Source organism: Rhizobium sp. LARHSG275 (assembly GCF_052871115.1).
Genome location: NZ_JBIXJN010000015.1, coordinates 79,488 through 103,312, shown reverse-complemented (window position 1 = coordinate 103,312; position 23,825 = coordinate 79,488). Strand labels below are relative to the sequence as shown.

At 60.3% G+C, this 23,825-nt stretch carries 28 protein-coding genes and 1 pseudogene; 17 read left to right on the top strand and 12 right to left on the bottom strand.

Going from position 1 to position 23,825, the window contains the following annotated elements; genetic code table 11:
- Positions 1 to 192: 192 nt before the first annotated feature.
- Positions 193 to 1,077, top strand: coding sequence for a 4-hydroxy-tetrahydrodipicolinate synthase (gene dapA / locus ACIPSK_RS21065; protein ID WP_162118525.1), 885 nt, complete (start codon positions 193 to 195; stop codon positions 1,075 to 1,077).
- Positions 1,078 to 1,286: 209 nt separating this feature from the next.
- Complete coding sequence (gene smpB, locus ACIPSK_RS21060; protein WP_026154084.1) at positions 1,287 to 1,766, top strand: SsrA-binding protein SmpB; 480 nt, start codon at positions 1,287 to 1,289, stop codon at positions 1,764 to 1,766.
- 120 nt (positions 1,767 to 1,886) lie between these two features.
- Here smpB and ACIPSK_RS21055 read toward each other — a convergent pair whose 3' ends face one another.
- Positions 1,887 to 2,468 carry a LabA-like NYN domain-containing protein gene (locus ACIPSK_RS21055; protein ID WP_003546927.1) on the bottom strand — a complete coding sequence of 194 codons (582 nt, stop codon included), beginning with the start codon at positions 2,466 to 2,468 and terminating at the stop codon, positions 1,887 to 1,889.
- 297 nt (positions 2,469 to 2,765) lie between these two features.
- Between ACIPSK_RS21055 and rpoZ the strand changes: the two genes are divergently transcribed.
- The 12 genes from rpoZ (at position 2,766) to ACIPSK_RS20995 (ending at position 13,164) form a co-directional block, all read left to right on the top strand.
- Entirely contained in the window at positions 2,766 to 3,170 is a 405-nt protein-coding gene (gene rpoZ, locus ACIPSK_RS21050) for a DNA-directed RNA polymerase subunit omega (RefSeq protein WP_017959757.1), read from the top strand.
- Between the two features lie 181 nt (positions 3,171 to 3,351).
- The gene (locus ACIPSK_RS21045; RefSeq protein ID WP_017963662.1) at positions 3,352 to 5,586 is read left to right on the top strand and encodes a RelA/SpoT family protein; all 2,235 of its coding nucleotides are present in this window, start codon (positions 3,352 to 3,354) and stop codon (positions 5,584 to 5,586) included.
- Between the two features lie 184 nt (positions 5,587 to 5,770).
- Complete coding sequence (locus ACIPSK_RS21040; RefSeq protein WP_003558084.1) at positions 5,771 to 5,920, top strand: DUF3563 family protein; 150 nt, start codon at positions 5,771 to 5,773, stop codon at positions 5,918 to 5,920.
- A gap of 161 nt (positions 5,921 to 6,081) precedes the next feature.
- Positions 6,082 to 6,672, top strand: a complete 591-nt coding sequence (locus ACIPSK_RS21035; protein WP_017963663.1) for a DUF2062 domain-containing protein — start codon at positions 6,082 to 6,084, stop codon at positions 6,670 to 6,672.
- A gap of 37 nt (positions 6,673 to 6,709) precedes the next feature.
- Entirely contained in the window at positions 6,710 to 7,114 is a 405-nt protein-coding gene (gene acpS / locus ACIPSK_RS21030) for a holo-ACP synthase (protein ID WP_017963664.1), read from the top strand.
- A 157-nt stretch (positions 7,115 to 7,271) separates the two neighbouring features.
- Positions 7,272 to 8,015: a signal peptidase I gene (gene lepB / locus ACIPSK_RS21025; protein ID WP_131702305.1), complete on the top strand. Its 744-nt coding sequence runs from the start codon at positions 7,272 to 7,274 to the stop codon at positions 8,013 to 8,015.
- A complete protein-coding gene (gene rnc / locus ACIPSK_RS21020; protein ID WP_017963665.1) occupies positions 8,012 to 8,731 on the top strand; it encodes a ribonuclease III in 720 nt (239 codons plus the stop codon). The genes lepB and rnc overlap by 4 nt, the downstream gene beginning before the upstream one ends.
- A gap of 7 nt (positions 8,732 to 8,738) precedes the next feature.
- The gene (gene era / locus ACIPSK_RS21015) at positions 8,739 to 9,680 is read left to right on the top strand and encodes a GTPase Era (RefSeq protein WP_162118524.1); all 942 of its coding nucleotides are present in this window, start codon (positions 8,739 to 8,741) and stop codon (positions 9,678 to 9,680) included.
- A gap of 72 nt (positions 9,681 to 9,752) precedes the next feature.
- A complete protein-coding gene (locus tag ACIPSK_RS21010) occupies positions 9,753 to 10,505 on the top strand; it encodes a Crp/Fnr family transcriptional regulator (protein ID WP_017963667.1) in 753 nt (250 codons plus the stop codon).
- 209 nt (positions 10,506 to 10,714) lie between these two features.
- The gene (locus tag ACIPSK_RS21005; RefSeq protein WP_162118523.1) at positions 10,715 to 11,200 is read left to right on the top strand and encodes a hypothetical protein; all 486 of its coding nucleotides are present in this window, start codon (positions 10,715 to 10,717) and stop codon (positions 11,198 to 11,200) included.
- Between the two features lie 96 nt (positions 11,201 to 11,296).
- Positions 11,297 to 12,067, top strand: a complete 771-nt coding sequence (gene recO, locus ACIPSK_RS21000) for a DNA repair protein RecO (RefSeq protein ID WP_017963669.1) — start codon at positions 11,297 to 11,299, stop codon at positions 12,065 to 12,067.
- A gap of 101 nt (positions 12,068 to 12,168) precedes the next feature.
- Positions 12,169 to 13,164, top strand: coding sequence for an aldo/keto reductase (locus tag ACIPSK_RS20995; RefSeq protein ID WP_162118522.1), 996 nt, complete (start codon positions 12,169 to 12,171; stop codon positions 13,162 to 13,164).
- Between the two features lie 68 nt (positions 13,165 to 13,232).
- On the opposite strand, the gene ACIPSK_RS20990 is transcribed toward ACIPSK_RS20995, so the two are convergent.
- From ACIPSK_RS20990 to ACIPSK_RS20980, 3 genes are all read right to left on the bottom strand, one after another.
- Positions 13,233 to 14,090 (bottom strand): MOSC domain-containing protein, encoded by an 858-nt coding sequence (locus ACIPSK_RS20990; RefSeq protein ID WP_162118521.1) that lies wholly within the window; start codon positions 14,088 to 14,090, stop codon positions 13,233 to 13,235.
- A gap of 9 nt (positions 14,091 to 14,099) precedes the next feature.
- Positions 14,100 to 14,744, bottom strand: a complete 645-nt coding sequence (locus ACIPSK_RS20985; protein WP_162118520.1) for an HD domain-containing protein — start codon at positions 14,742 to 14,744, stop codon at positions 14,100 to 14,102.
- 265 nt (positions 14,745 to 15,009) lie between these two features.
- Positions 15,010 to 16,914: a putative bifunctional diguanylate cyclase/phosphodiesterase gene (locus ACIPSK_RS20980; RefSeq protein ID WP_162118519.1), complete on the bottom strand. Its 1,905-nt coding sequence runs from the start codon at positions 16,912 to 16,914 to the stop codon at positions 15,010 to 15,012.
- A 439-nt stretch (positions 16,915 to 17,353) separates the two neighbouring features.
- Here ACIPSK_RS20980 and ACIPSK_RS20975 point away from each other — a divergent pair, with 439 nt between their 5' ends.
- Together ACIPSK_RS20975 and ACIPSK_RS20970 are read left to right on the top strand one after the other, a co-directional pair.
- Positions 17,354 to 17,707, top strand: coding sequence for a hypothetical protein (locus ACIPSK_RS20975; RefSeq protein ID WP_170257615.1), 354 nt, complete (start codon positions 17,354 to 17,356; stop codon positions 17,705 to 17,707).
- Between the two features lie 128 nt (positions 17,708 to 17,835).
- A complete protein-coding gene (locus ACIPSK_RS20970) occupies positions 17,836 to 18,351 on the top strand; it encodes a superoxide dismutase family protein (protein ID WP_162118517.1) in 516 nt (171 codons plus the stop codon).
- 8 nt (positions 18,352 to 18,359) lie between these two features.
- Here ACIPSK_RS20970 and ACIPSK_RS20965 read toward each other — a convergent pair whose 3' ends face one another.
- The 8 genes from ACIPSK_RS20965 to ACIPSK_RS20930 all read right to left on the bottom strand — a co-directional run bounded on the left by ACIPSK_RS20965 (position 18,360) and on the right by ACIPSK_RS20930 (position 23,426).
- Positions 18,360 to 19,250 (bottom strand): mechanosensitive ion channel family protein, encoded by an 891-nt coding sequence (locus ACIPSK_RS20965; protein ID WP_162118516.1) that lies wholly within the window; start codon positions 19,248 to 19,250, stop codon positions 18,360 to 18,362.
- Between the two features lie 58 nt (positions 19,251 to 19,308).
- Complete coding sequence (locus tag ACIPSK_RS20960) at positions 19,309 to 19,839, bottom strand: tyrosine phosphatase family protein (RefSeq protein WP_162118515.1); 531 nt, start codon at positions 19,837 to 19,839, stop codon at positions 19,309 to 19,311.
- Entirely contained in the window at positions 19,836 to 20,444 is a 609-nt protein-coding gene (locus tag ACIPSK_RS20955; protein WP_017963677.1) for a YfbR-like 5'-deoxynucleotidase, read from the bottom strand. Before ACIPSK_RS20955 ends, ACIPSK_RS20960 begins: the two co-directional genes overlap by 4 nt.
- Positions 20,441 to 21,295 (bottom strand): CAF17-like 4Fe-4S cluster assembly/insertion protein YgfZ, encoded by an 855-nt coding sequence (gene ygfZ / locus ACIPSK_RS20950; protein WP_162118514.1) that lies wholly within the window; start codon positions 21,293 to 21,295, stop codon positions 20,441 to 20,443. The genes ACIPSK_RS20955 and ygfZ overlap by 4 nt, the downstream gene beginning before the upstream one ends.
- 98 nt (positions 21,296 to 21,393) lie before the next feature.
- The gene (locus ACIPSK_RS20945) at positions 21,394 to 22,152 is read right to left on the bottom strand and encodes a hypothetical protein (protein ID WP_162118513.1); all 759 of its coding nucleotides are present in this window, start codon (positions 22,150 to 22,152) and stop codon (positions 21,394 to 21,396) included.
- A gap of 18 nt (positions 22,153 to 22,170) precedes the next feature.
- Positions 22,171 to 22,428, bottom strand: a complete 258-nt coding sequence (locus ACIPSK_RS20940) for a hypothetical protein (RefSeq protein ID WP_003546972.1) — start codon at positions 22,426 to 22,428, stop codon at positions 22,171 to 22,173.
- A gap of 103 nt (positions 22,429 to 22,531) precedes the next feature.
- Positions 22,532 to 22,975: a TIGR02301 family protein gene (locus tag ACIPSK_RS20935; RefSeq protein WP_017963680.1), complete on the bottom strand. Its 444-nt coding sequence runs from the start codon at positions 22,973 to 22,975 to the stop codon at positions 22,532 to 22,534.
- A 34-nt stretch (positions 22,976 to 23,009) separates the two neighbouring features.
- Positions 23,010 to 23,426 (bottom strand): NUDIX hydrolase, encoded by a 417-nt coding sequence (locus ACIPSK_RS20930; protein ID WP_162118512.1) that lies wholly within the window; start codon positions 23,424 to 23,426, stop codon positions 23,010 to 23,012.
- 72 nt (positions 23,427 to 23,498) lie between these two features.
- Between ACIPSK_RS20930 and ACIPSK_RS20925 the strand changes: the two are divergent.
- Positions 23,499 to 23,817 (top strand): annotated as a pseudogene (locus ACIPSK_RS20925) (YnfA family protein).
- Positions 23,818 to 23,825: the final 8 nt, after the last annotated feature.

The following is a 23,825-nucleotide window of genomic DNA, read 5'->3' as shown; positions in this document are numbered from 1 at the left end:
CGCCCTGCCATTAGGCTAGAGGCATCTTAACGAAACCTTACCGTACCAGGTAAAATTCGTTCACATCTGCTATCGGAATTTGCCCTAAACCGAACTCTACGCGCTTGTCGCGATGATTTCGGCGCTCTATGGTGCGCAACTCTTATTCATGGAATGCGGCCGAAGCAAGGATTTGGTCGTGAGGAGCTTCGCATGTTCAATGGGTCCATTCCCGCCCTCGTCACCCCCTTCACCGATGCCGGACTGATCGACGAAGACAGCTTCGCCGCTCATGTCGACTGGCAGATCAAGGAAGGCAGCGGTGGTCTCGTTCCGGTCGGCACGACGGGCGAATCCCCGACGCTGTCGCATGCCGAACACAAACGGGTCGTGGAACTCTGCATCGAGGTTGCCGCAAAACGCGTTCCCGTCATGGCTGGCGCCGGCTCGAACAATACGCGGGAGGCGATCGAGCTTGCCCAGCATGCCGAAAAGGTCGGTGCGAACGCCGTTCTGGTCGTCACTCCCTATTACAACAAGCCGACGCAGAAGGGTTTGATTGCGCATTTTTCGGCCATCGCCGATGCCGTCGATCTGCCGATCTATATCTATAACATCCCCGGCCGCTCGGTGGTCGATATGACGCCGGAAACGATGGGTGCGCTCGCCAAGGCGCACAGGAATATCGTTGGCGTCAAGGATGCGACGGGCAAGATCGAGCGCGTTTCGGAACAGCGCATCACCTGCGGGACGGATTTCCGGCAACTGTCCGGCGAGGATGCGACGGCGCTGGGCTTCAACGCCCATGGCGGTGTCGGCTGTATTTCGGTAACGGCCAATGTCGCCCCACGCCTCTGCGCCGATTTCCAGGCAGCGACGCTGGCAGGCGATTATGCCCGCGCCTTGGAATATCAGGATCGGCTGATGCCGTTGCACAAGGCGATTTTCCTTGAGCCGGGTCTTTGCGGCGCCAAATACGGGCTCTCCAGGCTTGGCCGGATGAGCCGTAACGTCCGCTCGCCGCTGCTTTCGACGCTGGAACCGGCAACGGAATCGGCCATCGACGCCGCCATGCGCCATGCCGGCCTGTTGAACTGACGAGACCGGCCTTCTTCACAAGACAGGGTCTCTCCCTTACATAAAGGGCAAGGAATGAGGGCGCGGCTTTTCGCGCCCTAGTTCCGAATGATTTTAGGCTGGACCGGCCTAAAGCCATCCAGACGTACATCAAAGAAATAGAGCATGATGGCACCCGAAAACCGCTCACACTTTTCGGCATCATGCTCGGAAGCAATTGGAATATCGTCATGGCCCCCAAAGGCAGCCAGCGTGTAGTGAACAAGGTTGTGGCGGAAAACCGCAAGGCCCGCTTCAACTACGAGATCATCGATACCTACGAGGCCGGCCTCGTGCTGATGGGCACGGAGGTCAAGTCGCTGCGCGAAGGCAAGGCCAATATCGCCGAATCCTACGCCTCGGATGAGGGCGGCGAGATCTGGCTGATCAATTCCTACCTACCGGAATATCTGCAGGCCAACCGCTTCAATCACGAACCGCGCCGGCGCCGCAAGCTGCTGTTGTCGGGCCGTGAAATCCATCGCCTGCGCTCCGCCATCAACCGCGAAGGCATGACGCTGATCCCGCTGAAGATCTATTTCAACGACCGTGGTCGGGCGAAGATGGAACTGGCGCTCGCCAAGGGTAAGAAATTGCACGACAAGCGCGAGTCGGAGAAGGAACGCGATTGGAATCGGCAGAAGAGCCGCCTGCTGAAGGATAGAGGCTGACAGTATGACGATGGCTGGCAATGGTCGCCATCCGCCAGGTTTTCATCACTTGTTTCGAACGGCGCGCCAGAAGCCCGCGGCGCTTTGACGAGCCAGTCGGCTTCGAAGTGTAAAACCCGCTTAGTCCTCGAAATCGCTGGCCGGGGCGACTTCGGCCGGGCGTGGCGCCCGCTCCGAGGGATCGCGACCGATTTCAGCCTTAAGAGACAAGAGGTCGATAAAATGATCGGCCTGACGGCGCAGGTCGTCGGCGATCATCGGCGGCTGCGTCGCCATGGTTGAGATCACCGAGACCTTGCGGCCTCTGCGCTGCAGCGCCTCGACCAGGTTCGTGAAGTCGCCGTCGCCCGAGAAGATGACGAGGTGATCGACCGTTTCGGACTGTTCCATCGCGTCGATCGCAAGCTCGATGTCCATGTTGCCCTTGATCTTTCGGCGACCCATGGAATCCGTGAATTCCTTGGCGGGCTTGGTGACGACTTTGTAGCCGTTATAGTCGAGCCAGTCGATCAGCGGCCGGATCGATGAATATTCCTGATCCTCGATCAGAGCGGTATAATAATAGGCACGCAGCAGATATCCGCGCTTCTGGAATGCTTTCAGGAGCTTGCGGTAATCTATGTCAAAGCCGAGGCTCTTGGATGCAGCGTAGAGGTTGGCGCCGTCAATGAAGAGTGCAATTTTCTCGCGTGGGTCAAACATCGCTTACCAATCCAATGAGAGCAATCGAAATCAGAAGGCAACAAACCTCAATAAAAACAATATCTTGTGTTTCAATTTCGACCTGATCCTTACTTTATGAATTATTCATATATGAAAGATTTAGGGCACGATTCGACATATTCCAAGCAACCTTCGGTGGAATTATGACATTCTCCATGGAAATTTAGCTCAGCCACGGATAAAGGCGAGGGGAGGCGGAATGAAAAACTTGTATTTGCCCGGTTTTAATTGTATCGGGCGTGTTAATCCCGAAATGACGACCGTAAAGGACAGGCAATGGCCCGTGTCACAGTTGAAGATTGCATCGACAAGGTGGAGAACCGCTTCGAGCTGGTTCTGCTCGCCAGCCACCGCGCCCGGCTGATTTCCCAGGGTGCCTCGATCACCATCGATCGCGACAACGACAAGAATCCTGTGGTGGCCCTGCGCGAAATCGCCGACGAGACGCTTTCGCCCGACGACCTCAAGGAAGATCTGATCCATTCGCTGCAGAAGCATGTCGAAGTCGACGAGCCCGAGCCCGATCCGGCAAGCATGATCGCCGCCGGCGGTGCCACTGCGGCCGACAGCGAAGAGCAGGACGACGTGCCGGAGACGATCACTTTCGACCAGATGTCGGAAGAAGAGCTGCTTGCCGGCATCGAAGGCCTCGTGCCGCCGGAAAAGAGCGACGACTACTAAGCGCGCAGGCGGCACCTCCGGTCGCATCGGTCAGATGCGACCTGAAAAAGCGGCATGCGGCGCAAAAGAGCGATGATTACCAATCGTCAATCTTGCACCTTTATTGCTTAGGCATATTATTGCCCATGTGTGCGCCAATCGTTGATTGGCGCGCTTTTATTTTTATCGGAGTGGCTTCGGAATGATGCGGCAGTACGAGCTCGTGGAGCGGGTTCAGCAATACAAGCCCGATGCCAATGAAGCACTGCTGAACAAAGCCTATGTCTACGCCATGCAGAAGCATGGCCAGCAAAAGCGCGCGAGCGGCGATCCCTATATTTCCCATCCGCTCGAGGTCGCTGCGATTCTCACCGACATGCATCTCGATGAATCGACGATCGCGGTCGCCCTTCTGCACGATACGATCGAGGATACGACGGCGACGCGCGCCGAGATCGACGAGCTGTTCGGCGAGGATATCGGCCGGCTGGTCGAGGGTCTGACGAAGATCAAGAAGCTCGATCTCGTCACCAAAAAGGCCAAGCAGGCGGAAAACCTGCGCAAGCTGCTGCTCGCCATATCAGACGATGTGCGCGTGCTGCTTGTCAAGCTTGCCGATCGCCTGCACAATATGCGTACCCTCGATCACATGTCGGCCGACAAGCGTGCCCGCATCTCCGAGGAGACGATGGAAATCTATGCGCCGCTCGCCGGCCGCATGGGCATGCAGGACATGCGCGAGGAACTCGAGGAACTCTCCTTCCGCCATATGAACCCGGAAGCCTACGAGACCGTCACCAAAAGGCTGGAAGAGCTTTCGAAGCGCAACGAAGGCATCGTCAAGAAGATCGAGGCCGAACTGCGCGACCTTCTGGTCGCAAGCGGCCTGACGAGCGCCTATGTCACGGGCCGGCAGAAGAAGCCCTATTCGGTCTTCCGCAAGATGCAGTCGAAGTCGCTTTCCTTCGAGCAGCTTTCCGATGTCTACGGCTTCCGCCTGATCGTCGAGGACATCCCGTCCTGTTACCGGGCGCTCGGCATCGTCCACACGCGCTGGCGCGTCGTGCCCGGCCGCTTCAAGGACTATATCTCGACGCCGAAGCAGAACGATTACCGTTCGCTGCACACCACCATCGTCGGCCCCTCCAGCCAGCGTATCGAACTGCAGATCCGCACCAAGCGCATGCACGAAATCGCCGAATTCGGCATCGCCGCCCACACGCTCTATAAAGACGGCGCCACCAATGCCGATGGCGACATCCTGTCCCGCGAATCCAATGCCTATTCTTGGCTGCGTCATACGATCGAGGCCCTGGCCGAGGGCGACAGCCCGGAAGAGTTCCTCGAACACACCAAGCTCGAGCTCTTCCAGGACCAGGTTTTCTGCTTCACGCCGAAGGGCAAGTTGATTGCCCTGCCGCGCGGTGCCACCCCGATCGATTTCGCTTATGCAGTGCACACCAATATCGGCGACACCACGGTGGGCGCCAAGATCAACGGCCGTATCATGCCGTTGGTGACGCGGCTTGCAAATGGCGACGAGGTCGAGATCATCCGCTCCGGCGTGCAGGTTCCGCCCGCTGCTTGGGAGGAGATCGTCGTGACCGGCAAGGCGCGCGCCGCCATCCGCCGCGCCACCCGCATGGCGATCCGCAAGCAATATGCCGGCCTCGGCCACCGCATTCTCGAGCGCACCTTCAACAGGGCCGGCAAGATCTTCTCGCGCGAGGCGATGAAGCCGGCGCTGCCCCGTCTCGGCCAGAAGGATGTCGAGGATGCGATCGCCGCCGTCGGCCGCGGCGAGATGTCCTCGCTCGACGTGTTGCGCGCCGTCTATCCCGATCATCAAGATGAGCGCGTCACCGTGAAGCCGTCGGGCGATGACGGCTGGTTCAACGTTCGCAGCGCCGCCGGCATGATCTTCAAGATCCCCGGCAAGACCAAGACAGGGCACGACGGCGGCCATTCGGAAATCGACGCCGATGCCGATATCGGGCCGATCCGCGGCCTGTCCGGCAATGTCGACGTCAAGTTCGCGCCGACCGGCGCCGTGCCCGGCGATCGCATCGTCGGCATCATGGATCAGGGCAAGGGTATCACCATCTATCCGATCCAGTCGCCGAGCCTGCAGCGCTTCGACGATCAGCCCGACCGCTGGATCGACGTGCGCTGGGACCTCGACGAAGCCAACAAGTCGCGTTTCATGGCGCGCATCATGGTGAATGGGTTGAATGAACCCGGTACGCTTGCCAAGGTCGCCCAGACGGTTGCAGGCCTCGACGTCAATATCCGCTTGCTGAATACGGTGCGGGTAGCCGCCGATTTCACCGAAATGATGATCGAGGTCGAGGTCTGGGACCTGCGTCAGCTCAACCAGTTGCTCGCCCAGATGAAGGAACTGGATTGTATCGCCACGGTCCGGCGCCTCTACGAGTAAGCTTTTGTTAAGCCGCCCCAGAGGGTTGGCCGAAATATTGCACATTTTATAATCGGAGCGGCGCATCAACGGGGCAAGAGATGCGTTGAGTGCATGGCTGCGTCCATGTTGCGGCGGTGGTAATTAACCTCTTTCGGGCCTATCTTCTGGTCATCGAAACGTAAACAGAAGATGAGACAAGATAATGTTTGACCCTATCAAGAAATTCGCACGTGCCTTCCGCGCTCCGACCACACAGGAACGTGAAATGGCTTATTTGAACGGCTCGCTCGATCGTATTGATCTCGAGTTTCGTCAGCGCCAGGTCGACCGCGGTCTGTTCCGCAATCGCTGATACCGAACTTTATACTTGAGACGAGTGAGGGACGTTATGCATAACGGACGCCCCTCGGCATGAAGAAGCTCCTCTTCGCAGAGAGAAATGAGGGGTGGTTTTTCGAGCGGTATCATTTGCCGCTCTTGTCATGGTGGTGTGCGCTGCACTAAATACCGGCCATGTTGTTTCGCCGTCGCAAGCCTGCGGGATTCAAGGAAAAGATGCGGGAGCTTTTATGGCCTCGCAAAGGTTTCCTTCGCCCGATCCGTTACCTGACAATGCGCATCCTGCGCCTGAGCGCTTCGCCGCATGCGGTTGCCGCCGGCGTCGCTGCGGGTGTCTTCGTCTCGTGGACGCCTTTCATCGGTGTGCATTTTGTCATGGCTTTCGTCATCACCTATTTCCTCTCCGGCAGCATGGTGGCCGCCGCCCTCGGTTGCGCCGCTTTCGGCAATCCGCTGACCTATCCCTTCATCTGGGGCATCACCTGGGAAATCGGGCATTTGCTGTTGAACCGCGAGGATCATCTGGCCGGTCAGACGGTGGATCTCGCTGCCCTTTTTCACAAGCTGAACTTCGCTGAGCTGTGGAAGCCGGTGCTGGAGCCGATGCTGGTCGGCGCCATTCCGCCGGCGATGATCACCTCCGTTGCGCTCTATGCGCTGACGTTCTACACCGTGAAGGGTTTTCAGACGCGCCGCCACATACGGCTGATGGAGCGGGCGCGCCTGCGTCTTGCCAGTCCGGCCGGCGACATGCCGAGCGTATGAACCTGATCGAGAATTCTTAAGCGACGGAAGGTTCCGCATGATCATCGGCATTGGCAGCGATCTGATTGACATTCGCCGTGTCGAGAAATCCATCGAGCGCTTCGGCGAGCGCTTCACCCATCGCTGCTTCACCGAGATCGAGCGCGCGCGTTCTGACCGCCGGGCAAATCGTGCCGCATCCTATGCCAAGCGTTTCGCCGCCAAGGAGGCCTGTTCCAAGGCGCTCGGCACCGGCCTAGCGCAGGGCGTCTTCTGGAAGGACATGGGCGTCGTCAACCTGTCGAGCGGCAAGCCGACCATGCTTTTATCAGGCGGCGCCGCCCTGATCCTCGAATCGCTGCTGCCCGCGGGCCACAGGCCCGCCATTCATTTGACAATAACGGATGATTATCCCTTGGCGCAGGCCTTCGTCATTATCGAGGCGTTGCCCGAGAGCCTTTGATCGCGACCTCGGGAGCGTTGATCGCGACCTCGGGAGCTGTTGATCGCGACCTCTCGTCGCTTTTGGTGTTGTCGCCATTGCCGCAACCGACCGAAGCCGCTAGAGAGAACGACAGAAAGAACTGCGCCGCCGCGGCGTCTTGAAGGAATAAGACTGCGTGTCCGAAAAAGTCGAAGCCAAGCCGAATGCCCTCTGGGAAAATATCAAAGTCATCATCCAGGCGCTGATTTTGGCGATGGTGATCCGTACGGTGCTGTTCCAGCCCTTTACCATTCCCTCCGGTTCGATGATGCCGACGCTGCTCGTCGGCGACTACATCTTCGTCAACAAGTTCGCTTATGGCTATTCGAAATATTCGCTGCCCTTCTCGCCTGACGTCTTCAGCGGCCGCCTGTTCGGCGCCGATCCGAAGCGTGGCGACATCGTCGTCTTCCGCTTCCCGCCAAACCCCGAGATCGATTACATCAAGCGCTGCATCGGCCTGCCGGGTGACCATATCCAGGTTACCGACGGCGTGCTCTACGTTAACGGCAAGCCGGTTCCGAAGGTGGCGGACGGCAGCTTCACCTCGGATTACAAGCTTGATCCGGGCGCAGATGTGCCGGTGTTCCGCGAAACGCTCGACAACGGCAAGACCTATGACACGCTTGATCAGTCTCCGGTATCGCGCGGCGACAATACCCGCGAGTTCATCGTGCCGGAAGGCCACTATTTCATGATGGGCGATAACCGCGACAACTCGCTCGACAGCCGCTTTGACGTCGGCTTCGTGCCTGCGGAAAATCTTGTCGGCCGCGCCAGCGTCATCTTCTTCTCGCTCGGCAACGATACCTCCTTCCGCGAAATCTGGAAGTGGCCGACGAACATGCGTTGGGACCGCCTATTCAAGGTTGTTGAATGAGTAAGGCGCAGACGCTTTCTGCGGCGGAACGCGCAAAGCTTGAAGGCCTGATCGGTCATGACTTCGCTGATAAGGAACGCCTGGACCGCGCGCTGACCCATGCCAGCGCCCGCACGGAAAAGGGCAGCAATTACGAACGGCTGGAATTCCTCGGCGACAGGGTCCTCGGGCTCTGCATCGCCGAGCTTCTGTTCCGCACTTTCGGCACGGCGGGAGAAGGCGAGCTCTCGGTTCGCCTCAACCAGCTCGTCAGTGCTGAAACCTGTGCGGCGGTCGCCGACGAGCTCAATCTTCACCTCTATATCCGCACCGGCGCCGATGTGAAGAAATTGACCGGCAAGCGCATGATGAACGTGCGCGCCGACGTCGTCGAAAGCCTGATCGCCGCGATCTATCTCGACGGCGGCCTCGAAGTTGCCCGCCGGTTCATTCTGCGTTACTGGCAGGGCAGGGCGGTGCGGGCCGATGGTGCCAAGCGCGACGCCAAGACCGAGCTGCAGGAATGGTCGCACGCGAAATTCGGCGTCACGCCAATCTACCGGGTTGATGAACGCAGCGGACCGGATCATGATCCGCGCTTCAAGGTGACGGTGGAAGTTGCTGGCATTAAGCCCGAAACCGGCGTAGAGCGGTCGAAGCGTGCCGCCGAACAGGTCGCGGCAACGAAGATGCTTGAGCGCGAAGGCATTTGGCAGCAATCGCCTGCCGGAAACTGACGGGACAATGACACAAGAAGAAGATATCGCGGTCGAAGCTGCCGCAGAAACCAATGGTCCGACGCATTCGGGCTTCGTCGCGCTGATCGGGCCGACCAATGCCGGCAAGTCGACGCTGGTGAACCGCCTCGTCGGCGCCAAGGTCTCGATCGTCAGCCATAAGGTGCAGACGACGCGGGCCATCGTTCGCGGCATCGCGATCCACGACAATGCCCAGATCGTCTTCATGGATACGCCTGGTATCTTCAAGCCGCGCCGCCGGCTTGACCGTGCCATGGTGACCTCGGCCTGGGGCGGTGCGAGGGATGCCGATCTGATCGTGCTGCTGATCGACAGCGAGCGCGGCCTGCGCGGCGATGCAGAAGCCATCCTCGAAGGCCTCAAGGAAGTCCGGCAGCCGAAGATCCTGCTGCTCAACAAGATCGACCGCGTCAACCGTGAGGATCTGCTGGCACTGGCCGCCGCCGCCAACGAGAAGATCGCTTTCGAGCGCACCTTCATGATCTCCGCCGAAAACGGCTCCGGCTGCGACGACGTCATGGACTATCTGGCAAAAACGCTCCCGGAGGGGCCGTGGTATTATCCGGAAGACCAGATCTCCGACCTGCCGATGCGCCAGCTCGCCGCCGAGATCACCCGCGAGAAGCTGTTTCTGCGCCTGCATCAGGAGCTTCCCTATGCCTCGCATGTCGAAACGGAGAAGTGGGAAGAGCGCAAGGACGGCTCGGTGCGGATCGAGCAGGTGATCTATCTTGAGCGCGACAGCCAGAAGAAGATTGCGCTCGGCAAGGGTGGTGAAACCATCAAGGCGATCTCGACTGCGTCCCGCAAGGAATTGTCGGAGATCCTCGAACAGCCTGTCCATCTCTTTCTGTTCGTCAAGGTTCGCGAGAATTGGGGTGATGATCCCGAGCGGTTCCGCGAAATGGGTCTCGATTTCCCGAAATAAGCATGGCAAGGATGTCATCGGGTAGACGCTGGCCCCTGCTGGCGCGCCGGTTTTGCGACGGCAAGGGCACGTATGGCGACGTCGAGACCCATCAATTCGTTCAAAACCCCATGCGAGCAATGTCCTTTGCGGCCGCTGCCGCATTTCAGGGAGTTCAGCCGCGACGAGCTGGAATTCGTCTCGAGCTTCAAAAGGGGTGAGCTTGCCGTCGATGCCGGCTCCACCATTCTCGTCGAGGGAGCCCATAGCGCTCATCTCTTCACGGTGCTCTCTGGCTGGGGCTTCCGCTACAAGATGCTGGAGGACGGGCGTCGCCAGATTCTGAACTATATCATGCCGGGTGACCTGATCGGACTGCAGGGAACCATCGGCGGCGAGATGCAGCATTCCGTCGAAGCGCTTTCACCCGTTTCGCTCTGTGTCTTCGAACGAGACAGGCTGATGACGCTCTACAACAAGCACGCCTCGCTCGCCTTCGACATTACCTGGATCGCCGCGCGCGAGGAGCGCATCCTGGATGAGCATCTCTTGAGCATCGGCCGCCGCACGGCGCTGGAAAGAGCAGCCTACCTGATCGCTTTCCTGTTCGAGCGCGGCCGGAAGCTCAATATTTTCAACGGCCGCAAATTTATCCCCATCACCCAGCAGCACATTGCCGACACGCTCGGTCTCTCCATCGTTCACACCAACAAAACCTTGAAAAAGCTCAGCGAACGTGGGTTGATCCGCTGGCAGGAGCGCGGCTGCGAGGTGCTGAACGGCGAGGAATTGATGGTCATCGCCGGCTGGGAAGGGCTTGGAGAGGGCAAACGCCCGTTCATCTAAAGCGCGTCGCGATCTTTCAGATTCGCTCCTGGCGCTTCAGGTCTTTGTTTTACGCATGTCGTTGTCGCAAGACCGCTGCACAGTTTTGCCCGACATGCTTTAGCCAAGCGGTCTGGTTATGTCTTTTTTAAATGCAGATTAGCAGCAGGGAAAATAAGGTCAGTCGACATCTTTCCTCCGATTTTGATTCTTATCGACCGGGCAGAAAAATGGTTTATTCAGAAAAGGTGGCGGAATTCACCGATAGCGTGCCATGCGGGGCAGCGGAGGGCAATGATGTTGGCGAAATGGCCGGGGCGCTGCGACAGGTGCCCGACGAGGGGCATGGAATCATGAGCGCAATCCGTGTTCTGGTTCTTGAAGACAGTCTGATCATCGCGATGGAGGCGGAAGATATTTTGCGCCTGGCAGGCGTCGAGAGCATCGATATCGTCGGCAGTTTGGACCAGGCGAGGGCTGCCATCGCTGCGGAGAAATATGATTTCGCCCTCCTCGACGTCAATCTCGGCGAGGGCATGAGCTTCGGATTTGCCCGCCATCTTCTCGATCTCGGCATCCCCTTCGGCTTCGTCAGCGGCTATTCCGATACCGGCGATTTCCCGTCCGACCTGCAGCACATACCGCTTCTGGTGAAACCTTTCGACGAAACGGCGATGCGTGAATTCCTGCAGAGGCTTTTCCCGACTGTAGCCTGACCCCATCCATGATAGGTGGTCCATGACAGAAGTGGTCCATGACAGAAACCGGGCCTTGGATTAAGATGGATTCGTCAGCCGCAGGGACTTCTTTCGATGCAATGGCAGGATCAGGCGATCATTCTGGGCGTCAAGCGCCACGGCGAGACGAGCGTCATTGCCGAGGTGATGACGCGTGATCGCGGCCGTCATCTCGGCCTGGTGCGTTCCGGCCGCTCGCGCGCCATGCAGCCGGTGCTGCAGGCGGGCAATGCCGTGGAGGTCATCTGGCGTGCCCGGCTTGATGAGCATCTCGGCGAATTCCGCGTCGAACCGGTGACGCTCCGCGCCGCCCGACTGATGGAAACCGCGACCGCCGTCTACGGTGTCCAGGCGATGGGCGCGCTGCTGCGGCTGCTGCCTGAGCGTGACCCGCATCCGCACCTCTTCGATGCGCTGGAGGTCATCCTCGATCACCTGCACAACCCGGCCGATGCCGGCGAACTCTTCGTACGCTTCGAACTTGCGGTGCTGAATGATCTCGGCTTCGGCCTCGATCTTGCCGAATGCGCCGCGACCGGTGTCCGTTCCGATCTCGCCTATGTTTCGCCGAAATCCGGCCGCGCCGTCAGCCGTGCGGCGGGTGCGCCCTGGGCCGACAAAATGCTGCTCCTGCCGCCGTTCCTCAGCGTCGAAGGCAATCATGCGGCCGACTTCGATAGTCTTTCAGCCGCATTCCGTCTGACAGGGTTCTTTCTGCATCGCCATGTCTACGAGCCGCGCGGCATCGAGGCCGCAGCGGCCCGCGACGGCTTCGTTCAGGCGGCGCTCAAGGCGCTTAATCCGGCCTTGCGGACGCTTTCCGGCCCGAATGGTATTTCAGCCTGACCTCGTTTTTTACGGGTGCAAAACATCCTCCGGATTTGGCGGTTTACCTGCCCATGAGCGCTTCCTATGTCTTCACAGGATTGCCAATTAAGGAGGACCTCATGCTGACCAAGACCGCATCACCGACGACGATCACGCTCTGGAACGGCCGCGAAATTCCGCGCCTCGGCATGGGATGCTGGGCGATCGGCGGTCCCTTCTTCGCCGGCGACACCCCGCTCGGCTGGGGCGATGTCGACGACGATGAATCCGTGGAAGCGATCAACCGTGCCATCGAACGCGGCATCCGCTTCTTCGATACGGCCTCGAACTACGGCGCCGGCCACTCGGAGGAAGTGCTCGGCCGGGCGATCGGCAATCGCGACGATATCGTCGTCGCCACCAAGTTCGGCTTCGCCACCGATCCGGAAACCAAGCAGGCAACCGGCGCCTTCGCCGATGAGGCCTTCATCCGCCGTTCGGTCGAGACCTCGTTGCGCCGCCTCAAGCGCGATCGTCTCGATCTCCTGCAGTTCCATCTCAATGATTTTCCGCTGGATCAATCGGATGCCGTCTTCGATACGCTGGAGGCGCTGCGCGCCGAAGGCAAGATCGACGCTTTCGGCTGGAGCACCGATTTTCCCGATCGCGCCGCCCGTCATACCGGCCGCCAGGGCTACGTCTCGGTCCAGCATACGATGAACGTCTTCGAGCCGGTGCCGGAAATGATCGCGGTGATCGAAGGGAAGGGGCTTATCTCCATCAATCGTGGTCCGCTGGCCATGGGTCTGCTGACCGGCAAGTTCACCGCCGACAAGGCAGTGGGCGCCAAGGACGTCCGCGGTGCAGCCCTCGACTGGATGGTCTATTTCAAGGATGGCCGCATGGCCCCGGAATTCGCCGCAAGGCTCGATGCCGTCCGCGATCTCCTGACATCGGGCGGCCGCACGCTGACGCAGGGCGCGCTTGCCTGGCTCTGGGCACGCTCGCCGCGCACCCTTCCCATCCCGGGTTTCCGCACCGTCGCCCAGGTGGAGGAAAATGCCGGCGCGCTGGAGAAGGGACCCCTGCCGGCCGATGTCATGGCAGGGATCGACACCGCACTCGCGCGCGTGTGACGCTCTAACTCTTTGTTTTTACGCAATTCCGGACGGAAAACCGCTTCGCACTTTTCCTGGAGTTGTTTTTATGCCGCGACGCGACGCTTGAGCGCCCAGCCTTCCGGCCTCTCTTCAATGATGCTGACGGTGTCACCGATCGTGATCCTGCCACCGCCGCGTGGCGTGACATTCCAGCCGAAGAGCGGGCCGGGCACGCGCCGGTCGGCCGACATGCGGATGCGGCCCATGGCCGGCATCGGGTTTGGTCCCTCGCGTGAACCGGTCATCTGGTCCTGCGTCGTCATGATGCAGCGGGAGCAGGGTTTGACGAGATCGAAGCGGATACCGGCGATCTCGATCGCCGCCCAGCGGTCCTCCGGCCAGGCTTCGTCGGTATCGATGACGATGTTCGGACGGAAGCGTTCCATGCCGACACTGCCTTCGCCATGGGCGGCGAGGTCGGCATTCAATGCCTTCAGCGAGCCCGTCGTCGTCACCAGGATCTGATAGCCGTCGGTAAAGGTGACGGGCGTGCCTTTGCCGGCCCATTCGGCATTCGCCGTCCGCCGCGCCTGGCCGTCGAAAAAGACCAGGCGCACCTCGCGACCAAGCCATTCGGAAAGCTGCCGGTTGCTCTCTGGATCGGCGGCGGCGGCGCTGACGGCGGATTTCCACACGATCACATCCATGCGGGTTTCAGGCTGAGGCGCTGCTACCGATATGTCCGCTTTCCCCTGCATCAGCAGCCGAAAGGCGCTTGCCTCCGGTCGCACCTCGATGCGTGCGAGATCCGGCAGTTCGCGTTGGGTGATGAAGTGACCCTGCGCATCGGTGATCATCGCCCGCCGGTCGCCGGGAAGTCCGTAACCGTCGATGTCGGCGGCCGGCAGCGCAATGCCGCGGGCGCTCTTGAGCGGGTAGATGAAGAGGTCGCTGACACGCATGTCGTGCTCCTAGATTTCGTCCATGAAGGCCGAGAGGAAGTCGCGCAAGCTTTTGTCGCGCGCAGCCGCCAGCCTGCGGCCGGTCTCGGTCTGGAATCCTTCCGCCAGTTTGAACAGCTTCGTCTGGAAATGGTCAATGGCATAACGCTTGTCATCGAGCGGGCGGTCTGCCGCCGTGGGGTCGAACGGATCGTAGAGCCCAGATCCCAGTCGGCCGGCAATATAGAAGCAGCGGGCGACGCCGATCATGCCGATCGCATCCAGCCGGTCGGCATCCTGCAGGATCTTCGCCTCCAGCGTCTGCGGCGCCACCCCGGCCGAGAAACTGTGCGCGGTGATTGCGTGGGCCGCGGCTTCGATATCCGTGGCGCTCCAGCCGAGTTTCGCCAGGATCGCCGAAGCCTTCTGCGCCGCCAAAGCCGATGCTTTTGCCCGTAGCGGCGAATTCTTCTCGACGGCGACGCAGTCGTGCAGCAGCACGGAAGCGGCAAGCACCCGCCCGTCGCCGCCTTCTCCCTCATGGATGCGCATGGCATTCCTGAAGACGCGCAGGATATGGGCAAGGTCGTGCGAGCCGTCGTCGCCGTCGGCCGCATGCGCAATCAACGCCGCGGCAAGCGTTTCGTGTGGAGAGAAGGCTTCAGTCTCGAACATTGCGCCACCTGTCATGAGGAAGATCGTTTTTCCGCCGACAGGGCATCGGCGCGGAAGTGGGTGCGGGCGGGTAAAAGAATGCGACAACCAGATCTCGGAATCACAGCCGATTTTCTGGAGCATGATGCCGAAAAGTGTGAGCGGTTTTCGGGCGACATCATGCTCTAACTATATATTGTAGAACAGGATTCAGATTGTAGGCCGACTCGGCCTGAAATCATCCTGTTCTAACGGCTTGCCGTGCGAGTCGCAATCAAGGGGGATCTCAGTGCTTGGCTTCAGGAAGACGCATCATGCCGCCGTTCTTCGGCGACAGGGAGAGAAGATGAGGCACGTCATGCGCCGGTCTCGGCGGACTGATGTGATAGCCCTGGATCTCGGCGCATTCCTCGCATTCGAGCAGCGCCAGCTGCGCGGCCGTCTCGACGCCCTCGACGGTGACGCGCATGCCGAGCGCATCGCCAAGCAGGATGATCGCGTGCATGATCGCATGCGCTTCCCTATTGTCGACGATGTCGTTGACGAAGGATTTATCGATCTTGATCTTGTCGAAGGGGAAGCTCGAGAGGTAACTCAATGAGGAATAGCCGGTTCCGAAATCGTCCATCGAGATGCGGATGCCGCGCTCCTTCAGCGCATGCAGGATCGGCAGCACTTCGCTCAGATTTTCCATCAACACGCTCTCGGTGATTTCGAGTTCAAGCCGCGACGGCGACAGCGCGGAGGCGGCAAGCGCCTCGCCGACATCTCGCGTCAGGTCGCTGCTGCTGAATTGGATTGCCGAAACGTTGACGGCGACCTTGATGTCCTGCGGCCATTGCGCTGCATCGTTGCAGGCCCGGCGCAAAACCCAACGGCCGATATCGACGATGAGGCCGACTTCTTCGGCAAGCGGAATGAAATCCATCGGCGGAACGCGGCCTCGAACCGGGTGGTTCCAGCGGATCAAAGCTTCGAAGCCGCAAATGCGCCGCTGCGAGAGGTCATAAAGCGGCTGGTAATGCAGCTCGAATTCCTCGTTCCCTACGGCTGCTCTGAGGTCCGCCTCCAGCGCGTGGCGCAGTTGCATCTGCGCTTCCATCTCGCTGGCGAAGAAACGCTCTTGTTTGCGCCCGTCGGCCTTGGCATGTGACAGCGCCACGCCGGCATTCTTCAGCAGGATATCGGTTTCCTTGCCATCATCAGGGGCGATTGCGATGCCCATGGAAACGCTGAGCTCCACCCGTTTTTCGCCGTGGAGGAATGGTTCGGAAAGCTCACGGCGGATCCGTTCGACAAGCGCCGTCACGTTCCACGGCTGCTGCTTGCCCGCCTGCAAGATGGCGAATTCGTCCGAGCCGAGGCGCGCCAGGGTGTTTTCCGAACCGGCGGAGGCGCGGATGCGCTCGGTGACCTGCTGCAGGATCTTGTCGCCGACCGACACGCCCATCGTGTTGTTGATCGATTTGAACCGGTCGAGATTGAGGTGAACAAGGGCGATCTGCTGATCTGGCCTGCGCTCTGTGAGCGTCGCATCGACCTGCTCGCGGAAATGGATGCGGTTCGGAAGGCCGGTCAGCGGGTCGTGGTGGGCGAGATAGGTGATACGCTCGGCCGCCCTTCGATCCTCGGTAATGTCGGCATGAATGGAAATGTTGCTGCCGTCGGAAAGGATGGTCACCATGCTCTGGATGATGCGGCCATCGTCCATCAACCATTCGCGCCGACGGAGACGACTGCTTCTTGCGGTTGCGGAGGAATGTCGCCCGGTCCGTCGGCGGAGCTTGGCGCTGGCGCTCTCAGTGCCGCGCATTTTGGCCGTGAGATCGGCGATTGTCGCGCCGGCAGTGACATCTTCGTCTGTCAGGTCGAAGAGCTGACGGAAACGGATGTTGGAAAGCATCAGCCGTTGTTCGACGTCGAAGACGCTGAGGCCGAGCGGCAGGTTGTTGAGAATGATTTCGAAGAGTTTTTTCTGTCCGTCGAATGCCTGACTGAGGGCTGATATATTGCCTCTCAGCACATGGTTTTCCCGCAGCAGCGTTTCCGCGCTTCTCTCGATTTCGTCATAGTCGCTTTCATGGACGCGATAGGTCGCGATCACAAAATCCATCAGGCGCTGCGGATCGATCGATCCATCGTCGGTGACGGCCTGGGTGCATTGCTGCCAGAAAAGCGCCTCAGCTTTCATGTGCACGCATCTTGCGCAGCAATCGCGACCGCAATGACCAAAAGCGTCTTTAGTTGATGCACGTGCCTCACTGCGCCGGACATGAAAGACCTTTCTAAAGGAACACAGAAATTGCTTTTTTATAAGCCGGGACCGTCTGGTGGTAGTTGTGTGACGCCCATTTTCTATGGGCCGAATTAATATTCGGTTGCAGTGCAGCAGCGACTTCACTTCGTCAGACAATTGGTTTGTATGTGAAAAATCGCTGAAATATGTGGGAAATCGGCCGGCTGGCGCAGGCGGAAGGTCACTCTCACGGCGCCGCGTTAACTTTTGTCAATCATCGTTAATGAGAAGTTAACAGCTTATTGACGCACTGCGCAAATCAGTTTAACCACCGAGTCAGCACTGATTTTCCACGTTCGTATTGCGTACAAACACCACCGGCAAAAGGCGGTGAATGGAGGTTTGTATGACCAGCACCACATCCGTTTCAGAGACGTCATATGCATATCTGGCGACGCTTTCGCGGCTCGACGCCAACGGCGATGGCGTCCTCAGCCGCGGCGAACGTGCCGCCGATGAGAAGCCCGGCATCATCAAAGAAATCTTGGAAGACGACACCAGCAGCGACACGCAGCCGAAATTTTCCGGCAGCCTGATTGCTCTGATGATGGACACGCACGATAGCGGCACGGCAAACAGCATCGCCGTTTCCTATCCGTTGCAACAGATCGCGCCGACATCAGGCAATCGGTCCGACGATCTCTACCGCAACACTTACGGCCAGTTCGATTTCGACGCCGTCGCCTGAGCTGCGATTCAATTCGAGTGATCTGCAAGCCGGCCGTTTGGCCGGCTTTTCTTGTTCGATGGTCTCTAATCAGGAACACCTTCCAAGCTGACACGTTCAGAAAGACAATCGGACGGAAGGAGATCTCCATGAAAGCCATGTGCACCATCGCCGCCTTGAGCCTGCTTGCGGTTGCATTGCCGGCAGGCGCTCAGGACAAGCAGACGGCGGTCGCCAATTTCGTCGACAAGGACGGCAAGGAAGATGGCCGCGCGCAGCTGACGGCTGCTGCCAATGGCGGCGTCCTGATCGAAGTCGAGATATCGGGACTGCCGGCGAACAAATGGGTGGCCTTCCACGTTCATGAGACCGGCCGCTGCGACGCCGCGACCCACCTCGAATCGGCGGGCGGTCATTTCAATCCCGGGAAGGCGGAGCATGGCCTCCTTGCCGCTAACGGTCCGCACGCAGGCGATATGCCCAATCAATATGTCGGGCAGGACGGCGTGCTGCGGGCACAGATCTTCAATACCATGGTGACACTCGACGGCAAGACCGACGGCATTCGCGGCCGCGCATTGATGGTGCATGTCAATTCGGATGATTATCGCAGCCAGCCGTCAGGAGATGCTGGTGAACGGCTTGCCTGCGGCGTTGTTCAATAGCTGCCGTCTCACTGCCGCGCCGATGTCGGTTTTTCGGCCGCCGCCCTGCCGTTGTGCTTTTTTTCTGGAGTTGCGTCTGATACATCCCGCACAGCGGCGGGATTGTCCTTCTCATCGAAGGCGAGTTTCACGCGCTTCACCATGTCACGGCTGACCAGCCACCAATCGCCGGTCTTTGCCCAGTAGCGCAGCGTTACGGAGATCGCGCCGTCACCGAGGCTGTCGATGAAGACGCTGGGTGCCGGTGACATCAGCACTCTGGAATCGGCTTTGGCAAGGCCCATCAGCCTCTCCATCGCCAGATCGATGTCATCCTCATGGGCGACGCTGATTTTCAGCTCGTCCCGCCGCGTGGGCTCGCGGCTGAAGTTGGTAATCGGTGTGTTCCAGAGCGTCGAATTCGGCGCCAACCGATAGAGCCCGTCGCCGGTTCTGAGCTCGGTTGCAAACAATCCGATTTCGCGCACCGTGCCGGCCACGCTGCTGGTCTCGATATATTCGCCGACGCGGAAAGGCCTGAGGATCAGCAGCATGATGCCGGCGGCGATGTTCTGCAGTGTCCCTTGCAGCGCCAGTCCGATCGCCAGGCCTGCTGCGCCGAGGGCTGCGATGATCGAAGCGGTCTGGACGCCGAATTGACCGAGCACGGTGATGAACACCAGGATGAGCAGGGCGTAGCGCAGCACATTGGTGAAGAATCGTGCCAGCGTCTCGTCGATGCCATGAACGCGCGACAGGCCTTCATAGGCCCAGCGGCTGGTAAAACCGGCGAGCGCCCAACCAAGGACGAGCAGGATCACCGCCCCGAGGACGGAGAAGGAATACTGCACCGCAAGCGCACTTGCCTGGCTGAGTGCCGTTTGCGTGGCGAGGAGGACATCGGCTGCCTGTTGTTCCATGATCTGGCCCTGTCGACTGTGCGTGGTCGGGGCCTAAATGGAGCGGCTGGCGGCAGCGTCAACCGCAGGCGGCGTCCCGGATCGCAAGCACGAAGGGCGCGTTGCCGTTGGCATCGGCGCCACGCCCGATTGCCCGTACTGCTGCGACCAGCCGGCCGCTGCGGCCGAGCAGCACGTCACCGATCTCGATCAGCCGAGCATTCGGCGTCGCGAACGGTGAAGCGGCCCGGAGCCGGCGGGCAAGCGTTTCCTCGCTCTGATCGGGTGCCAGCGACAGCGCGACGATGAGGGCTGCCGCCGGCGATCTCGACACGCCCATCCAGCAATGGATGAGCAGCGGCGTCTCCTGTCGCCACGAGGCAGCAAAGTCGATAATTGCTCGCACATGCGTCTCATCAGGCGCCACGAGATCGCCGGTGCCCTTGAAGACGATGTCGTTCATGCCAAGTGTCAAATGACGTTCGGCCGCGATCACGCCCGGCCGGTGAAAGGCCTGCTCCTTGGCGATCAGGCTGATCATATCACGCGCCTTATGGCGCACTGCCATTTCGGCAATGCGCGACAGCGGCGAGACGACGACAAAGGTCACGACACCATCTCCCGCTCGGCCTCGATCGCCGCGAAACGCTCGCAGAACAATCGCTGCGCCTCGATCGCCGGCAGGGGCTCGATCAACAGCATGTCCTTGCTGATTCCGCGCGGCTGGCCGAAGAATTTCTGTGCCTCGGCGGGGGTGAAGCCGGCAAGCACCGTCGCCTCGAAATAGGCGGCGATCGTGTCGGCCTTCTTGATCCGGTCCTTGAGATCGCGCGAGGGATGCGGCGGCAGGCCGAAGCGCAGGTGCACGGCAGCTTCCAACCGCTTTTCCACCGTTTTATAGCCGCCGCCGACCACCGATTTGAACGGCGAGATCATGTCGCCGATCACATATTCGGGTGCATCGTGCAGCAGCGCCATCAGGCATTCCTGCGGCCGCGCGTCGTTGAAGCGGCGAAAAATATCCTCGACGACGAGACTGTGCTGGGCCACCGAAAAAGCATGATCGCCGGAGGTCTGGCCGTTCCAGCGGGCGACGCGCGCAAGCCCATGAGCGATGTCGGCGAGTTCGACATCGAGCGGCGAGGGGTCGAGCAGGTCGAGCCTGCGCCCGGACAGCATGCGTTGCCAGGCACGCGGCGCTTTCGTCGTTGTCACGCGCTGGCCTCGTCGGCGCTGGCGGGAAAGACAAGGGCGGACCATGCCGGCAGGGTGAGAGAAACGGGCGTTTCTCCGGCCAGCAGAGGCGTGCCTGCGGCCATCGCCGCGCCGGCGCGGTCGATGCGCACGATCGCAAGTCCACTGCCGCCTTCGACCGAACCGAGCGTTCCCACAGGCTTGCCGCCAGCGGTAATCTCTGTCCCTGTCGCCGGCAAGGCTGTTGCGGCGGACACCGTGACGACGCGCCGGCGCGCGGTGCCGCGGTGCTGCATGCGCGAGACGACCTCCTGGCCGACATAGCAGCCTTTCCTGAAGGAGAGCCCACCGTTGAAATCCATCAGCACGTCATGCGGGAAGGCGTCCTGCAGGGCAAAGTCCGATCCTGACGTGACGATGCCGTGGCTGATGCGCAGCGCGTCGTAGAGCGCTTCTTTGCCATCACCATGTTTGCCGGGCCGGCGGATCAGCGTGACGCCCGCCTTGGCGAAACGGCTGTCTCGGGCGCCCTGGCTATCCCGGACGCCCTCGGCATCCTCGCCCCAGCAAACGGTGACGCCCTCTTCGGTGCTTGGCGCAAGTGTGACGGCGGCGCGCAGCTTGTACATCGTCAACCGCTTCAGCAGCCCGTCGCGCTGGCCGGCATCGGTTTCGATCATGTAACCGTCGCCGTCCTGCCAGATCATGAAATCGAACAGGATCTTGCCCTGCGGCGTCAAGAGTGCCCCGGGCCGCGCCTCGTCGGGCCCAAGCGAGCTGATATCGGTGGTGATCAGGTTTTGCAGGAAGAATTGGGCGTCCGCGCCGCTGACGAAGAGCAATGAGCGGTCTTTCAGGAATACGGCTGGCATGGCAGAACCTGTCGCGTTGATCATCGCTCAGAGGTATGTCTTCATGAGCTGGATCGCAAGCGCCATGCGAGACGTGAAAGGCGCAGCCAAGACGAGTGTCAGTCGCCCGCCGTGAAGAATTTCCATTTGCCCTCAGGCGTAATGCCGAGGCGATAGAAATTGTATCCGCCGAATTCCTGCATGTCGGAGAGATCGCCGGCCGTGACGATGCGCAGCAGCTCGACGCGCTCCGGCGGTGTCAGCGACTTCAGGTCTTTCTCGGCAAAATAAGGCCAGACATACATGTCTTCTGCTGTGCCCTGGCCGACATGCACGAAGCCGGTCGAGACAATGTCGAGCATGATGGCAAGGATCTCGTCTCCGTCGGGATCGCCCGAAAGGTCTTTCAGCGTGCCGATAGGATCGTCGGTCGGCTCGCCCACAGTCACCTGCGTCTGGTCGGCGCCGGTGCCCATCAGCGGCCGCAGCCGCTCAAGATCGCCGGAGGCGGCCGCCTCGACGATCTGCTCGCGCATCTTTCGAACCGGCTCCGGCACCTTGCTGATGTCGTAGATCACCTCGACGGCCTTGGAGCTGTCCTGAGCGCCCGGCGTCTTGTCGGCACCCTGATTGTTCTGGCTGTTGACCAGCGGATCGGCCATGGGAACGCCGGGAGTGGTCCCGCCCTGCGGCTGGTTCTGTCCCTGAGCGCTTCCCTGCGCGGGCGGCGTGTCGTTGGCCGCCTGGCCGGGGATCTTGTGCAGTTCGGAAAGCGCATAGGCTGCCGGCGCAAGGAATATATTGCCGGCGGCGAGGCTGAACGCAAGCAGCACCGGCGCGAGCGGAATTCGCGAAACTTTCTCTTTACCGGTGTGCATCAAGCTCTCTGATAACAATTATTGCAGGGTGCGGTTTGCGGAGAATTCGCCAGCAAGCATGCGCTCACGCAGCGAATCGAGCAGGGCTTCCGCGCTCTTTTCCCCATGCAACCTGATCGTCTCGCGCAACGCATGCGCAATGGCGGCATCAGCGATGATTTCAGGCTCGATACCGTCGGCCATGCCATCGGCCCAAGCCTCGTTCTGGTACTCCAGAGCCGCCTGCATCTTTTCGTGGACGATCATGTCGTCGATGTCGTTGAGGCTTGCTTCCATTGTCTTTTCCTCAGAACTTCTCATGTCTTACTGCACCGTTAACAACACTAACAGCCTTTTCCCAAAACGACACGTCCGCATGCGAAAACAGGTTAATTAAACGTCAATTTCCAAAGCGCGAGGTAATTTCTGTGGCAAGTGTTGCACCTTCGTTACGGTAGCGCTCTTCTGCCACGATGGCCGCCGGGGTGCAATCCGTATAGACCGAGGCGAAGGCGCGATAGCCGCGATTGAAGGCCGCTGTGAGCCTTTCCTTGCGCTGCGGCTCGTTGCCGGTCTCCGAATCGAGCAGCTGCTGCATGCCGTTTCGCCACTCGTCGCCGCCGGGCGCCTTGCAGAGCGTTCTCAGATAATGCACCGAACCCAGCACCTCGGCGAACCGCGCCAGCTTGTCGTCGTAGGGCACGCTCACGATCGGCGGCGCAATCTCCTCCTCCTGTGGAGGCGGCGTATTCTTGCCCTGCGCCATCGTAGGGCCGGCGAGCACGAGCAGGGACAGGAAAACGCGTCGAACGGGAATCATGCTCCCAGTTGATACGCTCAGCATGACAGCAACAAGGCGTGCTTCAAAGTTTCCACGTCTATTCGCCGCTCGCCAGCCGCTCTGCGCATTCGAGCACGCTCTGCGGCACGGGCAGTTGCCGGATTTCCTCCACCGTGAACCAGCCGAGGGCGACCGCGTCGTCGGCGGCTTCCGCCACCGCGTCTTCATCGGCATCAACCCGAAAAACCGACAGCAGGAAATGGCTGTTGACGCTGCCGTCGGCCGCATGCGTCTTCAGCTCGTAGGTCGAAAACAGCCGCGGATTGCGTGCCGAAATGCCGGTCTCTTCATGAAATTCGCGCAATGCCGTTTGCTCCGGCGCTTCGCCGGGCTCGGCCCGCCCGCCGGGAAAGGCGTACATGTCGGCGGAAGGCGGATTGCGCCGCAACACGAGGAGGAATCGCTCGTCTCGTTTGAGAATGGCGGAGGAGGCGGCTCTGGCGGTGGAGGTCATCGGGGCCTGCCCTTGCTGTGATCGCCCATCTTATCGGATGAAGAGTGCGGCGGAGATTCGAAAGGTGCTTCCATGACCTACATCATATTTGCGTTTGCCGCTCTCTTCGAGATCGCGCTGCTTTGCCTTCTGGGCATGGCTGAAGCTCGAAAAGCCCCTCTGGTGGCTGGCACCGGGCATGGTCTCCCTGGCGCTTTTCGCCTGGCTTCTGACGCTGGTGCCGAGCGAGGCCGCCGGCCGCACCTTCGCGGCATATGGCGGCATTTATATCCTCGCCTCGCTGCTCTGGCTCTGGCTGGTCGAGAGCCGCGTGCCTGATCGTTACGATATCGGCGGCGCGCTGATCTGCCTTGCTGGCGCCAGCCTCATCCTCTTCGCACCGAGAGGCTGAGGCGTCTT

Bases quoted from the DNA above. Each gene is read 5' to 3' on its own strand.
- dapA (WP_162118525.1), top strand. From the start codon at position 193: ATGTTCAATGGGTCCATTCCCGCCCTCGTCACCCCCTTCACCGATGCC.
- smpB (WP_026154084.1), top strand. From the start codon at position 1,287: ATGGCCCCCAAAGGCAGCCAGCGTGTAGTGAACAAGGTTGTGGCGGAA.
- ACIPSK_RS21055 (WP_003546927.1), bottom strand. From the start codon at position 2,468: ATGTTTGACCCACGCGAGAAAATTGCACTCTTCATTGACGGCGCCAAC.
- rpoZ (WP_017959757.1), top strand. From the start codon at position 2,766: ATGGCCCGTGTCACAGTTGAAGATTGCATCGACAAGGTGGAGAACCGC.
- ACIPSK_RS21045 (WP_017963662.1), top strand. From the start codon at position 3,352: ATGATGCGGCAGTACGAGCTCGTGGAGCGGGTTCAGCAATACAAGCCC.
- ACIPSK_RS21040 (WP_003558084.1), top strand. From the start codon at position 5,771: ATGTTTGACCCTATCAAGAAATTCGCACGTGCCTTCCGCGCTCCGACC.
- ACIPSK_RS21035 (WP_017963663.1), top strand. From the start codon at position 6,082: ATGTTGTTTCGCCGTCGCAAGCCTGCGGGATTCAAGGAAAAGATGCGG.
- acpS (WP_017963664.1), top strand. From the start codon at position 6,710: ATGATCATCGGCATTGGCAGCGATCTGATTGACATTCGCCGTGTCGAG.
- rnc (WP_017963665.1), top strand. From the start codon at position 8,012: ATGAGTAAGGCGCAGACGCTTTCTGCGGCGGAACGCGCAAAGCTTGAA.
- era (WP_162118524.1), top strand. From the start codon at position 8,739: ATGACACAAGAAGAAGATATCGCGGTCGAAGCTGCCGCAGAAACCAAT.
- ACIPSK_RS21010 (WP_017963667.1), top strand. From the start codon at position 9,753: ATGGCGACGTCGAGACCCATCAATTCGTTCAAAACCCCATGCGAGCAA.
- ACIPSK_RS21005 (WP_162118523.1), top strand. From the start codon at position 10,715: ATGGTTTATTCAGAAAAGGTGGCGGAATTCACCGATAGCGTGCCATGC.
- recO (WP_017963669.1), top strand. From the start codon at position 11,297: ATGCAATGGCAGGATCAGGCGATCATTCTGGGCGTCAAGCGCCACGGC.
- ACIPSK_RS20995 (WP_162118522.1), top strand. From the start codon at position 12,169: ATGCTGACCAAGACCGCATCACCGACGACGATCACGCTCTGGAACGGC.
- ACIPSK_RS20990 (WP_162118521.1), bottom strand. From the start codon at position 14,090: ATGCGTGTCAGCGACCTCTTCATCTACCCGCTCAAGAGCGCCCGCGGC.
- ACIPSK_RS20985 (WP_162118520.1), bottom strand. From the start codon at position 14,744: ATGTTCGAGACTGAAGCCTTCTCTCCACACGAAACGCTTGCCGCGGCG.
- ACIPSK_RS20980 (WP_162118519.1), bottom strand. From the start codon at position 16,914: ATGAAAGCTGAGGCGCTTTTCTGGCAGCAATGCACCCAGGCCGTCACC.
- ACIPSK_RS20975 (WP_170257615.1), top strand. From the start codon at position 17,354: ATGGAGGTTTGTATGACCAGCACCACATCCGTTTCAGAGACGTCATAT.
- ACIPSK_RS20970 (WP_162118517.1), top strand. From the start codon at position 17,836: ATGAAAGCCATGTGCACCATCGCCGCCTTGAGCCTGCTTGCGGTTGCA.
- ACIPSK_RS20965 (WP_162118516.1), bottom strand. From the start codon at position 19,250: ATGGAACAACAGGCAGCCGATGTCCTCCTCGCCACGCAAACGGCACTC.
- ygfZ (WP_162118514.1), bottom strand. From the start codon at position 21,295: ATGCCAGCCGTATTCCTGAAAGACCGCTCATTGCTCTTCGTCAGCGGC.
- ACIPSK_RS20945 (WP_162118513.1), bottom strand. From the start codon at position 22,152: ATGCACACCGGTAAAGAGAAAGTTTCGCGAATTCCGCTCGCGCCGGTG.
- ACIPSK_RS20940 (WP_003546972.1), bottom strand. From the start codon at position 22,428: ATGGAAGCAAGCCTCAACGACATCGACGACATGATCGTCCACGAAAAG.
- ACIPSK_RS20935 (WP_017963680.1), bottom strand. From the start codon at position 22,975: ATGCTGAGCGTATCAACTGGGAGCATGATTCCCGTTCGACGCGTTTTC.
- ACIPSK_RS20930 (WP_162118512.1), bottom strand. From the start codon at position 23,426: ATGACCTCCACCGCCAGAGCCGCCTCCTCCGCCATTCTCAAACGAGAC.